Source organism: Intestinimonas sp. HCP28S3_D6 (assembly GCF_052065695.1).
GTDB lineage: Bacteria > Bacillota > Clostridia > Oscillospirales > Oscillospiraceae > Intestinimonas.
The window spans coordinates 17609-30392 of record NZ_JBQHTM010000003.1 but is presented as its reverse complement, the minus strand read 5'-3'; the positions used below and the strand labels follow the sequence as shown (position 1 = coordinate 30392).

Genomic DNA, 12784 nt, shown 5'->3' with positions numbered 1-12784 from the left:
ATATTTCCGCCCCCTCCCATTTTTTCTGGGGCAAATCTGCTGTGGCTGGGAAAAAGGTATGATAAAACATCATACTTCCCAAGACAAATATCTCCACTATAATAAAGATAACGAATGAGAAGCCTTTCCCATTGCGCCAAGGACGCGGCTGACAGCCCGCGTGTTGAGACAAGAAGGAGTGACCTGAAGGATGGACAATGAGAAAAAGACCTCCCTGGCCAGCCGCATCCCGCCAAAGGTGTGGCTGTTGATTTCCTTTGCAACGGCGATTGTAGTATGGTATATCCTGTCAATCCTGCCCGCTACTGACCGCGGCTTCCCCAATGTGGTGGTGACCACCCAGGGTCTGCTCACCATGATCGAGCGCGGCGTGTTCTGGACCGACCTCTCCAGCAGTCTGATCTCCGTATTCGCCGGCTACGCTCTGGGCTTCGTCATCGCCCTCCCCGTGGCCATCCTGATGGCCTGGTACATGCCGGTGCGCAACATTCTGGAGCCCTGGATCCAGTTCATCCGCAACATCCCCCCGCTGGCCTACGTGCCCCTGATCGTCATCTGCGCCGGCGTGGGCCGGCGGCCCCAGATCATCGTCATCACCATCGCCTGCTTCCTCATCATGTGCGTGACCATCTACCAGGGCGTCATCAACGTGGATGAGACCCTCATCAAGGCCGCCCGGGTATTGGGCGCCACCGACCGGGACATCTTCGTCCGGGTCATCGCCCCCGCCACCCTTCCCTTTATCCTCACCGCCGTGCGGCTGGGCGCCTCGGTGGCCCTCACCACACTGATCGCCGCCGAGTCCACCGGTGCCCAGGCCGGTCTCGGCATGAGAATTCGTTCCCTCAACAACACCTTTGAGTCGGCCCCCATGCTGGCCTACGTCATTATCATCGGCATCATCGGCATCACCATGGAGACCGTCATCAAATACTTGGAAAGGAAGCTGACAGGATGGCAGGAGAAGAGAGAAATCTGATCTTAAAGATCGATAACGTCCGCAAGGTATACAACACCCGCAACGGCGAGATGGTGGCCCTCAATGGCGTAGACCTGGATATCTATGAAAACGAGTTCATCTGCGTGGTGGGCCCCTCCGGCTGCGGCAAGTCCACCCTCCTCAACATCATCGCCGGCCTCCACGACGCCACCTCCGGCGCCGTCTACTGCAAGGGCAAGAAGGTCACCGGCACCGGCACCGAGCGCGGCGTGGTCTTCCAGCAATACGCTCTCTTCCCCTGGCTCACCGTGAAGAAGAACGTCATGTTCGCCCTGGAGATGAAGGGCATCAAGGGAAAAGAGGCCGAGGCCCAGGCCATGAAATACCTCGAGAAGGTGGATCTGGTCAAGTTCGCCGACCACTTCCCCAAGGAACTCTCCGGCGGCATGAAGCAGCGTGTGGCCATCGCCCGCGCCTACGCCGCTGACCCTGAGGTACTCCTCATGGATGAGCCCTTCGGCGCCCTGGACGCCCAGACCCGCACTCAGCTCCAGACCGAGCTGCTGGAAACCTGGGAGAAGGACCGCAAGACCTGCTTCTTCATCACCCACGACGTGGAGGAGGCCATCATCCTGGCCCAGAAGGTCATCATCATGTCGGCCCGTCCGGGACGGATCAAATCCATCATCGACATCGACATCCCATACCCCCGTACCCAGGAGACCAAAATGACCCCCCGCTTCCTGGAGCTCAAAAACGAGATCTGGAGCCAGGTCTATCAGGAGTACCTGGAAGTGCGGAAGTAACCCGGATTGGAACGGCCTTGCCGTTGCAATAGAAGAACGTGATCCTACATACACCAAATCATAGGAGGAATGAATGTGAAAAAGTTTCTTGCCACACTCCTGACTGTAGCCATGCTGGGCGGCGTTCTGGCCGGCTGCGGCGGCGGCACCACCAGCACCCCCGCCCCCGCTCCCGAGACCTCTGCTCCCGCCGAGACCGGCACCACCGAGACCACCCCTGTGGAGACCGTCAACCTGAACATCGGCTACATGGCCAACTATGGCAGCATGTGGAGCCTCCTCACCGCCCGTGAGCTGGGCTACTTCGCCGAGGAGGGCATCGAGGTCACTCTCACCCAGTTTGACTCCGGCCCCAACATCATCGCCGCTATGGAGAGCGGTTCCGTCAACTTCGGCTACATCGGCGACGGCGCCCATAAGCTCTGCGTCCAGGGCAACGCCACCATCATCGCCCTCTCCCACATCTCCAACGGCGACGCCGTCATCGGCGGCCCCAACGTCAAGACTCTGGAGGACCTGAAGGGCAAGACCGTGGCCTACTCCTCCGGCACCTCCAGCGAGACCATCCTCACCAACGCCCTCAACAGCGTGGGCCTCACCATGGACGACATCACCGCCATGGACATGGACGCCTCCGCCGTGGTAACCGCCATGCTCTCCGGCGGCGTGGACGCCTGCGCCATCTGGTCTCCCCAGACCCTCACCATCCTGGATCAGATGGAGGATGCCACCAAGCTGGCCGACAACATGACCTTCTCCGACACCAGCATCTCCCTGGCCAGCTGGATCGCTCTGCCTGAGTACCTGGAGACCAACCGCGACGTGGCCGTCCGCTTCGTCCGTGCCCTCTTCAAGGCCATGGACTACGGCGCTCAGGAGGAGAACTACTCCCAGATCGCCCAGTGGGTGGCCGATGAGCTGGCCCTGGACTACGACAGCGTGTACAGTCAGCGCGGCGACGCCCAGTGGCTCACCGGTAAGGAGGTCGTGGACGGCATCGCCGACGGCACCGTGGAGGGCTACTATCAGCTCCAGCAGGAGATCATGGTGGCTTCCGGCGCCATCACCGCCGAGGAGCAGTGCCCCGTCTCCGACTATGTGGACATGGAGCTGATGACCGAGGCTGGCGCTTACTGAGAGACAGCCCCCAAATAACCGGACAGACAGCCCGGAAGGGGCGGCGGCTGAAGCGCCGCCGCCCCTTTTTCCTGTGCCATGATTTACAGATCCCAGCCCGCCGAGTACAATAGAGATCAGATTATGGTACCGGAAGGAGGAGATGGATTTGCTGTTGCTGCTCGCGGCCGGTCTGCTGGTCGGCTCTCTGCCGGTCCTTCTCACAAAAAAGAACCGGGAGTCCCTGCTGCTTTCCGGCATGTGTCTGAGCCTGACCCTATTTTTGGCCGGGGTGATGATCCTCATCGCCAAAAAAGGAGGTATCTCCAAGGAGCTGGAGCTCTTCCTCTTCTTCTCCCACGATCTGCGCCTCTGGATTCAGTACCGACTCATCACGCTGGGGCAGTTGGGCTATCTCATCGCCATTGGGCGGCACCTCTTCCCCCTTTTCCTGCTGGAGATGGCCATGTGTTACTCCATGCTCCCAGCCGTACGGAAACACCCCATACTGCGCCGGCTGGCCCTGGTGCTGCCGGCGGTTTCCCTGGTGCTCTACTGGCCAGCGATCTACCGGCTCATGCTTCCTCTGGGCGAGGGTTTCCGCACCGCCCTCTACTACTTCTCCTATTTCTGGGTGGTGGGCTATGTTCTTTTGGCCCTCTTCCTTCTCGTTTATGAGTTTCTCTCCATCACCATGAACTTCTGCCGCCAGCAGTTTTTGCAGATCTTGGTCTGTATGGTGGCCCTCTCTCTTTTGTACCTGCTCTACTGCGGTCAGGACCCGGGCCAGGTCTACCAGTTTTACAGCTACGACTACCTGTGGATCAAGGGTGCCGGCTACCTCCAGTACACCCTGAGCGTGGGCGGCTATGTGCTGCTTGTGGTCGGCAATATCATCTGCGGCGTCCTGGGGCTGGGCAGCCTGCTGCGCTACACCCAAGACAGCCTGATCAACGACCGGGACGAGGTGGTGCTGGAGCGGAAATTCGACGTGGCCCGCACCGGTGCCTCCGTCTTCGTCCACAGCATCAAAAATCAGCTGCTGGCCAACCGGGTGCTCCACAAGCGCATCCGGGCCGAGCTGGCCCAGGCGGAACCCGACCTGGACAAGGTCCGTGCCTGGGCGTCCAGCCTGTGCGAAAACAACGAGCAGCTCATCGCCCGCTCGGAGGAGCTCTACCGCACCGTCAAAGCCAAATCCGTGCGGCTGGTCCCCACCTCTCTGGGACAGCTTTCCGACCTGGCCGTCTCCCGCTTCCACCACAAGTACCCCGACGGCAGCCTGCTGGTGGAGGTGGACCGGGACGTACAGGTCCTGGCCGACGAGAACTACCTCTCCGAGGCCATCTACAACCTGCTCACCAACGGCTGGGAGTCCAACCTCCTGGCCAACCGCGCCAACTGCGCCGTCACCCTCTACAGCCACCAGGAGCGGCTCTACACCGTGCTGGAGGTCCGGGACCACGGCACCGGCATCCCCCACGCCGCCCTCAAGCACATCTGTGAGCCCTTCTATTCCAGCAAGAACAGCAACTACAACTGGGGCATGGGCCTCTACCACGTGCAGACCATCATCCGCAGCCATCTGGGCAGCCTTCGGGTGGAGAACCGGGCCGGAGACGGCGCCTCGTTCTTTCTTCTCCTCCCCCGCTATGACCAGCGCAGCATCAGAAGGAGGCGTATTCCATGATCCGTATTCTGGTCGCCGAGGACTTTGACCTCATCCGGGAGGACCTGTGCGACACCCTCGAGCAGCAAGAGGACATGACCGTAATGGGCAGCGCCTCCACCGGCGCGGACATCCAGGCCCTGGCCCTGGAGCGCGACTTCGACCTCATCCTCATGGACATCGAGATGGAGACCACCACCGCCGGCATCCGAGCCACCGAGCGCATCCTGGAGCAGAAGCCGGCGGCCAAGATCCTCTTTCTCACTGCCCACGAGACCGACAACATGATTCTCACCTCCATGGGCGCCGGCGCCGTGGACTACATCGTCAAGGGCTGCGACGATGCCGAGCTCTTCCGCCACATCCGCAGTGCTTACGCCGGGCAGCCCCTGCTGGACGGCAAGATCCAGAACCTGCTTTTGAAGGAGTACTCCCGCCTGCGCACCTCGGAGCGCTCCCTTCTCTTCTTTATCAGTACCGTCTCCCAGCTCACCACCGCCGAGCGGGAGCTGGTCCGCCTCCTGCTGGAGGACCGGAAGATCAAAGAGATCGCCGCCATCCGCTGCGTGGAGGTGGTCACCGTCAAGACCCAGATCAAGAGCCTTCTCCATAAGTTCGGCTGCACCCGGACCAAGGAGATTGTCAATACCATTCGGGAGCTGAACGTGACCCATCTGTTCTGACCCCCACACCGCCATAGAAAGGAAGATCCGCATGGACTACTATCACATTTCCGCCCAGGACCTGGGCAAGGACGCCAAAATCCCCGTGGTCAAGCTGGGGGACTCCGGAGAGGTCTTTTATGAGATCGCCATGGAGATGGTAAACACCATCAAGGCCCACAATGAAAAGGGTGAAAAGACCGTCTTCATCTGCCCCGTGGGTCCTGTGGGCCAGTACCCCATCTTCGTCCGCCTGGTGAACCGGGACCGGATCAGCCTGAAAAACTGCTGGTTCATCAACATGGACGAGTACCTCAACGACGACGACACCTACATCGAAAAGGAGAGCCCCCTCTCCTTCCGTGGCTTCATGGAGCGCACCGTCTACACCAAGGTGGACCCCGACCTCCTCATGCCCCCCGAGCAGCGGGTCTTCCCCGACCCCGCCGACCCCGGCAAGGTGGACCGGCTCATTGAGGAGCTGGGCGGCGTGGACATCGCATTCGGCGGCATCGGCATCAACGGCCACCTGGCCTTCAACGAGGCCCGGGAGGACCTGACCGCCGAAGAATTCGCCGCCCTGGGCACCCGGGCCCTCACCCTCACCCCCGAGACCCGCACCGCCAACGCCATCGGCGACCGCTGCGGCGCCATAGACGCCATGCCCCACCGGGCCGTCACCATCGGCATCAAGCAGATCCTGGTCGCCCGGAAGGTCCGCCTGGGCGTCTTCCGGGAGTGGCATCGCTCTGTGGTCCGCCAGGCGGCCTACGGCGAGGTGACCGCCCACTTCCCCGCCAGCCTCCTCCAGAACCACCCCGACGCCATCATCTTTACCAACGCCCTGGCCGCGGGGCAGCCCTTCTGAGGCCCGCCATGAAGAGAACCCGCTTTACCAATGGCCGGGTCTACGTGGACGGCCGCTTTCAGGACACCGACCTGCTGGTGGAGGACGGCCGAATCGCCGGCTTTTCCGGCAAGGCCGATGAGACCGTGGACCTGGGGGGGCGGATGCTGGTCCCCGGCTTCCTGGACCTCCACACCCACGGCGGCGACGGGGTGGACGTAAACGCCGCCACGGCGGAGGACCTGGCAAAAATCGGACGGTTCTTCGCCCGCAACGGCACCACCGGCTGGCTGTGTTCCATCCTCACCGACACCGAGGAGCAGACCCTCTGGTGCATCGGCCAGGCCAGGGCGGCCATGGCCGCCCCCGTCACCGGCGCACAGCTCATGGGCGTCCATTTGGAGGGCCCCTTCCTCTCCACGGAGTACAAGGGCGCCATGCCGGAGCACCTGCTCCAAAAGGGCAATGCGGAACTTTTCCGAAAATACCAGGACGCCGCCGACGGAGCGGTGCGCTATATGACCGTCTCCCCCGAGGTGGAGGGGGTAGTGGACATGATCGGCCAGCTCTCCGGCCATGTCACCATCGCCATCGGCCACTCGGGGGCCGACTACGAGACGGCCTGCGCCGCCATCGACGCCGGGGCCGCCGCCTGTACCCACACCTTCAATGCTATGGGCCTCTTCCACCAGCACCGGCCCGGCATCATGGGGGCGGTGCTGGAGCGCCCGGTGATGTGCGAGGCCATCTGCGACGGCCGGCACCTCCATCCCGGCTCGGTCCGGATGCTCCTGGCCTGCAAGGGTTATGACCGGGTGGTGGCCGTCACCGACTCCATCCAGGCCGCCGGCCTTCCCGACGGCCACTACAAGCTGGGGGTCAACGACGTGGTGGTGGTGGACGGCGACGCCAAGCTGGCGTCCAACGGCGTCCGGGCCGGGTCCACCCTCACCACCGGACAGGCCCTCAAAAACCTGGTAACATTCACCGGGGAGAGCGTGGAAAAAGTGCTCCCCCTGCTCACCGTCAACCCCGCCCGCCTCATCGGCATGGACTACCGCAAGGGCTCCATTGCCCCCGGCAAGGACGCCGATCTGGTGGTGCTGGATGATAAACTGAACGTAACCGCAACCTATGTGGCGGGACAATGCGTCTTCGCCGCCGAAAAATAAGGAGGAAATCACTATGCCGCTGGTACCCCTGAGACCTTTGATGGAAGCCGCTGAGCAGTACAACTACGCCCAGGGCGCCTTTAACGTCAACGCCGTGGCCCAGGCCAAGGCCGTCATCGAGATGCACGAGACCTTCCGCTCCCCCGCCATTCTGCAGGGCGCCGACCTGGCCAACGCCTTCATGGGCGGCCGGGTGGACTTCGCCAACGGCACCCTGGAGGACAAGAAGAAGGGCGCCCGCAACATCGCCGCCGCCGTGAAGAAGTACGGCGAGCACTCCCCCATCCCCGTGGTGCTCCACCTGGACCACGGCAAGGACTTCGACTCCTGCGTGGCCGCCATCGAGGGCGGGTACACCTCCGTCATGATCGACGGCTCCTCCCTCCCCCTGGAGCAGAACATCGAGCTCACCCGTGAAGTGGTCAAGTATGCCCACGCTCGGGGCGTATCCGTGGAAGGCGAGCTGGGCGTGCTGGGCGGCCAGGAGGACCACGTCTTCGCCGCCGCCTCCACCTACACCACCCCCCTGGACGCCGTAAAGTTCATCCAGGACACCGGGGTGGACGCCCTGGCCATCTCCTATGGCACCCAGCACGGCGCCAACAAGGGCAAGAACGCCAAGCTCCGCCGGGAGATCCCCATCGCCATCAAGGAGTGCATCAACCGTCTGGGCATCTTCTGCGCCCTAGTGTCCCACGGCTCCTCCACCGTGCCCCAGTACATCGTCAAGGAGATCAACGACCTGGGCGGCGATATCCAGAACGCCTACGGCATTGACGTCAACGAGCTCATGGCCGCCATCCCCTGCGGCATCCGCAAGATCAACGTGGACACCGACATCCGTCTGGCCGTCACCCGCAACATGAAGGAGCTCTTCGCCCAGAAGCCCGAGCTCCAGAAGAGCCCCTCTATCGGCGGCGTGTACGCCCTCCTGGAGGAGAAGAAGTCCGCCTTCGACCCCCGCGTCTTCTTCCCGCCCATCATGGACACCGTCCTCACCGGCAACGTGCCCGACGACGACGTGGCCCTCCTCATGAGCCGGGTGGAGGCCGGCGTGAAAGAGGCCGTGGGCTCCCTCATTGTGGGCTTCGGCTCCTACGGCCGGGCCCCCCTGGTGGAGCAGAAGTCCCTGGAGGACATGATCGCCTTCTACAAGAAGTAAGGGGGAACGGACATGAAGCATCTCTATCTGAACCTGAAGCGTTTTGACGTACCCGTGGAGTACGGCGGCGTCAATCGCATCGCCCCCGTGGCCGACTGGGGCAAATACATCGTGGAGCACACCCAGGAGGGCCTGAAGCACTATGACCCCGCTGAGGTGGAGTTCGTGCAGTACTTCCCCGAGGCCCACATCCTGGGGGCGGTGGCCGCACAGTGTGAGAACAGCCCCGTGCAGGTGGGCTCCCAGAGCGTCTACCGCATGAACACCGCAGTGGGCGGCAACTTCGGCGCCTTCACCACCAACCGCCCCGCCTCCATCGTCAAGGCCATGGGGTGCACCTCCACCATCATTGGACACTGTGAGGAGCGCAATGACAAGGCCGGCATCCTGGCCGAGGCGGGCGTCACCGACACCGCTGCCGTCAACCGTCTCCTCAACCAGGAGATCAAACTGGCCATCGAGCAGGGCCTCACCGTCCTCTACTGCATCGGCGAGAAGACCGAGGAGCAGGCTCATTGGGAGCAGGTCCTGGGGGATCAGCTCTCCATCGGCCTGGACGGGGTGGACACCTCCAAGGTGGTCATCGCCTACGAGCCCATCTGGTCCATCGGTCCTGGCAAGACCCCCGCCGACAAGCCCTACATCACCAAGATCGCCCGCTTTGTGAAGAAGTGCACCGGGGGTCTGGATGTGGTGTACGGCGGCGGCCTGAAGGTGGACAACGCCGAGATGCTGGCCTCCATCGAGGAGATCGACGGCGGTCTCATCGCCCTCACCCGATTCCAGGGGGAGATCGGCTTCTACCCCGACGAATACCTGGAGATCATCAAGACCTATCTTGGAAAGTAAGGAGACAGCCCATGAAGCTTGATTTTGAATACGGCCACGGCCTGATGAGCGCCGAGCTGCCCGACAACACCGACGTCTTCATCCCCGGCACCACCGTGCCCGATCCTCCCTGCCTGCCCCAGGACTGGGATAGCCTGTACGCCGCCACCTTGGACTCCATCCGCCACCCCATGGGCATGCCCGCTCTCAAAGAGCTGGCCGGCCCCGGCAAGACAGTGGTCTTCGTCATCCCCGACATCGTCAAAGGCGGCTGCCAGGCCACCAGTCATCGGAAGGTGTCCATCAAGGCCTGCCTGGATGAGCTCTACGCCGCCGGTGTGGAGAAAAAGGACATTCTTCTCCTCTTCTCCAACGGCCTCCACCCCCGGGCCACCGTGGCCGAGATGAAGCAGATCCTGGGCGAGGACCTCTTCAACGAGTTCTACTGGACCAACCAGATCACCAGCCACGACTCCGAGGACTACGAGCACATGGTGGACCTGGGCACCACCAGCCGGGGCGACCCGGTGCTCATGAACAAGTACGTCTATGACTGCGACCTGCCCATCCTCATCGGCCACACCCAGGGCAACCCCTACGGCGGCTACTCCGGCGGCTACAAGCACTGCGCCACCGGCATCACCCACTGGCGGAGCATCGCCAGCCACCACGTGCCCAAGGTCATGCACCGGGGCGACTTCACCCCCGTGTCCGGTCACTCCCTCATGCGCACCAAGTTCGACGAGATCGGCATGCACATGGAGGAGAAGATGGGCCACCCCTTCTTCTGCTGTGACGCCGTGCTGGACACCTACTCCCGCCAGATCGCCGTCTACTCCGGCTACGCCAAGGTGATGCAGCCCGAGTCCTGGAAGATCGCCAACAAGCGCACCTACGTCCCCTTCGCCAAGGAGAAGTACGACGTGATGGTCTTCGGCATGCCCCAGAACTTCCACTACGGCAACGGCATGGGCACCAACCCCATCCAGATGATGCAGGCCCTCTCCGCCCAGGTCATCCGCCACAAGCGGGTCATGAAGGAGAACTGCGTCATCATCTGCTCCTCCATCTGCAACGGCTACTTCCACGACGAGCGGTGGCCCTACCTGCGGGAGCTCTATGAGATGTTCCAGCACGACTACATGAACATCCTCCCCGACATGGACCGCTACGGCGAGTATTTTGCCACCAACCAGGAGTACATCCGCAAATACCGCTTCTGCAACGCCTTCCACCCCTTCCACGGCTTCTCCATGATGAGCTGCGGCCACATCGCCGAGATGAACACCTCCGCCATCTACATCGTGGGCGCCCAGGAGCCCGGCATCGCCCGGAGCATGGGCCTCAAGACCCGGGCCACCTTCGAGGAGGCCCTCCAGGACGCCATGAAGAAGTATGTTGGCCCCAACCCCAACATCCTGGCCCTGCCCCAGACCTTCAAGCTGGGCGCCGTCCACCTCTGCATGGCCGACGACGACCTGAGCAACGTGTAAGGAGGGTTTTGCGTGCTGAAAGGTAACATGCTCATCGCCCATGGCGGCGGCCCCACCCCAGTCATCAACTCCTCCCTGCTGGGCGCTGTCCGTGAGGCCAAAGCCCACAGCGAGATCGAGACCATCTACGGCGCCCGCTTCGGCGCCGAGGGCATCCTGGCCGGGGACCTCATCGACCTGGGCAAGTTCTCCGACGAGGACCTCTCCCTCCTGGCCCGCACCCCCGCCTCCGCCCTGGGCTCCTGCCGCCGGAAGCTCACCGACACCGACTACCCCGCCGTGCTGGAGTGTTTTAAGAAGTTCAACATCCGCTATTTCTTCTACAACGGCGGCAACGACTCCATGGACACCTGCAACAAGATCTACCAGCTCTCCGTACAGACCGGCTATGAGCTGCGGGTCATCGGCATCCCCAAGACCATCGACAACGACCTGGACGTCACCGACCACTGCCCCGGCTTTGGCAGTGCCGCCAAATACGCCGCCGTCTCCGCCCTGGAGCTGGCCCAGGACGCCTCCGCCCTGCCCATCCACGTGGTGGTCATGGAGCTCATGGGCCGCAACGCCGGCTGGATCACCGCCGCATCCGCCCTCTACGCCGACCTCATGCCCTGCGAGCATTTGGTATACTTGCCCGAGGTGGCCTTCGACAAAGAGCAGTTCCTCTCCGCCGTCAAGGAGAAGTTCGCCAAGGGGAAGGGCCTGCTGGTCACCATCTCCGAGGGCATCCACTACGCCGACGGCACCCCCGTGGCCGACTCCGGCCTGGTGGACGGCTTCGGCCACAAGGTCCCCGGCGGCGCCGCCCAGGCCCTCAGCGACATGATCATGCAGGAGACCGGCCTCAAATCCCGTTCGGAGAAGCCCGGCCTGCTGGGCCGGGTCAGCGTGGGCCTCATGTCCGACGTGGACCAGAAGGAGGCCGAGGAGGCCGGCGCCTGCGCCGTCCGCTCCGCCGTGGAGGGCAAGACCGGCTTTATGGTGGGCTTCGAGACCACCCGGGACCCCTACACCTCCAAGACCATCCTCATCCCCCTGGAGCAGGTGGCCAACGCCGAGAAGAAGTTCCCCCTGGACTGGATCGGTGACGACGGCGCCAGCATCAAGCCGGAATTCAAGACCTACTGCCTGCCCCTTCTGGGCGACTACGACAACCGCTTTATCTCTCTTAGGTAGACAATAAAACGGCTCCTCCGCGCCACGCGCGGGGGAGCCGTCGCTCCATATCCCAAAAGGAGGATATTCCGTGCTCTACGAAATGGAAAATGAGGATCTCCATGTAACCGTATCCAGTCGGGGGGCCGAGCTGTGGGCCCTGGAGGGGGCGGACGACACAGCCTGCCTCTGGGACGCCCGGCCGGAGGTCTGGCCCTGGCACGCCCCCGTCTGCTTCCCCTGGTGCGGCGCACTGGAGGACGGCTGGTCCCATGGCGGCCACCCTGTCCCCGCCGGCCGCCATGGCCTGGTCCGAGATTTGGAACACACCCTGGTGGAGCAATCCGCCGACCGGCTCCGGTTCCGGCTCCGGTACGACGGTCCGGACTGGCCATGGCCCTTCACCTTTGAGACCGTCCACGCCCTGGAGGGAACCAATCTGGTCACCACCTGCACGGCGGTAAACGACAGTCCGGAGCCCATGCCGGTGCAGCTAGGCTTCCACACCGGCCTGCGCTGCCCCTTCACGCCGGGCCGTCGGGCAGAGGACTACCTGGTCCGCTTCCAGCGCCCGGAGGCCCCCGGCAGCGTCGATATTCTCCCCCTCTCCCCCCCTCTCTTTACCGGCGATACCGTTTGTCTCGCAGGTCTCACCTCTCAGTGGCTCCAGCTGGAGGAGCGGGACACGGGCCGGGCCCTACGTCTTTGGGTTGAGGGCTATCCCTATGTCCTGCTGTGGAGTCAGCCCGGCCTGCCTGGCTTTCTGTGCATCGAACCCTGGAGTGGCTACATTGGCCCAGGCCGGGACCTGACCGACCGCCCCGGTACCGTTCTACTCCCTCCCGGTCAGACCTTCTCCCGGACCCAGCGACTCACCGCCCTGCTGTAAAGTAGGAATGCAGGCCGCAAGCTGGAACAGATTCTTGTTTTGCTG

12 protein-coding genes are annotated in these 12784 nt (G+C 63.0%); all 12 read left to right on the top strand.

All coding sequences use genetic code 11. The features are described from left to right. Positions 1–190: 190 nt before the first annotated feature. The 12 genes from ACTNBK_RS01770 (at position 191) to ACTNBK_RS01715 (ending at position 12739) form a co-directional block, all read left to right on the top strand. Complete coding sequence (locus ACTNBK_RS01770) at positions 191–979, top strand: ABC transporter permease (RefSeq protein WP_294513237.1); 789 nt, start codon at positions 191–193, stop codon at positions 977–979. Next, the gene (locus tag ACTNBK_RS01765; RefSeq protein WP_294513240.1) at positions 955–1746 is read left to right on the top strand and encodes an ABC transporter ATP-binding protein; all 792 of its coding nucleotides are present in this window, start codon (positions 955–957) and stop codon (positions 1744–1746) included. The genes ACTNBK_RS01770 and ACTNBK_RS01765 overlap by 25 nt, the downstream gene beginning before the upstream one ends. A 75-nt stretch (positions 1747–1821) precedes the next feature. Beyond that, positions 1822–2883, top strand: a complete 1062-nt coding sequence (locus tag ACTNBK_RS01760; RefSeq protein WP_441143078.1) for an ABC transporter substrate-binding protein — start codon at positions 1822–1824, stop codon at positions 2881–2883. Positions 2884–3031: 148 nt separating this feature from the next. Beyond that, positions 3032–4552 carry a sensor histidine kinase gene (locus ACTNBK_RS01755; RefSeq protein WP_441143076.1) on the top strand — a complete coding sequence of 507 codons (1521 nt, stop codon included), beginning with the start codon at positions 3032–3034 and terminating at the stop codon, positions 4550–4552. Next, positions 4549–5214, top strand: coding sequence for a response regulator transcription factor (locus tag ACTNBK_RS01750; protein WP_441143075.1), 666 nt, complete (start codon positions 4549–4551; stop codon positions 5212–5214). The genes ACTNBK_RS01755 and ACTNBK_RS01750 overlap by 4 nt, the downstream gene beginning before the upstream one ends. Before the next feature lie 31 nt (positions 5215–5245). Beyond that, positions 5246–6061 (top strand): glucosamine-6-phosphate isomerase, encoded by an 816-nt coding sequence (locus ACTNBK_RS01745; protein WP_441143074.1) that lies wholly within the window; start codon positions 5246–5248, stop codon positions 6059–6061. Positions 6062–6069: 8 nt separating this feature from the next. Continuing rightward, the gene (gene nagA, locus ACTNBK_RS01740) at positions 6070–7212 is read left to right on the top strand and encodes an N-acetylglucosamine-6-phosphate deacetylase (protein WP_441143072.1); all 1143 of its coding nucleotides are present in this window, start codon (positions 6070–6072) and stop codon (positions 7210–7212) included. A gap of 13 nt (positions 7213–7225) precedes the next feature. Continuing rightward, complete coding sequence (locus ACTNBK_RS01735) at positions 7226–8374, top strand: class II fructose-bisphosphate aldolase (protein ID WP_441143070.1); 1149 nt, start codon at positions 7226–7228, stop codon at positions 8372–8374. 12 nt (positions 8375–8386) lie between these two features. Continuing rightward, positions 8387–9223, top strand: a complete 837-nt coding sequence (locus ACTNBK_RS01730) for a triose-phosphate isomerase (RefSeq protein ID WP_441143068.1) — start codon at positions 8387–8389, stop codon at positions 9221–9223. Positions 9224–9234: 11 nt separating this feature from the next. Next, positions 9235–10695: a lactate racemase domain-containing protein gene (locus tag ACTNBK_RS01725; protein ID WP_441143066.1), complete on the top strand. Its 1461-nt coding sequence runs from the start codon at positions 9235–9237 to the stop codon at positions 10693–10695. Positions 10696–10707: 12 nt separating this feature from the next. Next, positions 10708–11871, top strand: a complete 1164-nt coding sequence (locus ACTNBK_RS01720; protein WP_441143064.1) for a 6-phosphofructokinase — start codon at positions 10708–10710, stop codon at positions 11869–11871. A 70-nt stretch (positions 11872–11941) separates the two neighbouring features. Continuing rightward, positions 11942–12739: an aldose epimerase family protein gene (locus tag ACTNBK_RS01715; protein ID WP_441143063.1), complete on the top strand. Its 798-nt coding sequence runs from the start codon at positions 11942–11944 to the stop codon at positions 12737–12739. Positions 12740–12784 lie beyond the last annotated feature (45 nt).

Bases quoted from the DNA above. Each gene is read 5' to 3' on its own strand.
- ACTNBK_RS01770 (WP_294513237.1), top strand. From the start codon at position 191: ATGGACAATGAGAAAAAGACCTCCCTGGCCAGCCGCATCCCGCCAAAG.
- ACTNBK_RS01765 (WP_294513240.1), top strand. From the start codon at position 955: ATGGCAGGAGAAGAGAGAAATCTGATCTTAAAGATCGATAACGTCCGC.
- ACTNBK_RS01750 (WP_441143075.1), top strand. From the start codon at position 4,549: ATGATCCGTATTCTGGTCGCCGAGGACTTTGACCTCATCCGGGAGGAC.
- ACTNBK_RS01745 (WP_441143074.1), top strand. From the start codon at position 5,246: ATGGACTACTATCACATTTCCGCCCAGGACCTGGGCAAGGACGCCAAA.
- nagA (WP_441143072.1), top strand. From the start codon at position 6,070: ATGAAGAGAACCCGCTTTACCAATGGCCGGGTCTACGTGGACGGCCGC.
- ACTNBK_RS01735 (WP_441143070.1), top strand. From the start codon at position 7,226: ATGCCGCTGGTACCCCTGAGACCTTTGATGGAAGCCGCTGAGCAGTAC.
- ACTNBK_RS01730 (WP_441143068.1), top strand. From the start codon at position 8,387: ATGAAGCATCTCTATCTGAACCTGAAGCGTTTTGACGTACCCGTGGAG.
- ACTNBK_RS01725 (WP_441143066.1), top strand. From the start codon at position 9,235: ATGAAGCTTGATTTTGAATACGGCCACGGCCTGATGAGCGCCGAGCTG.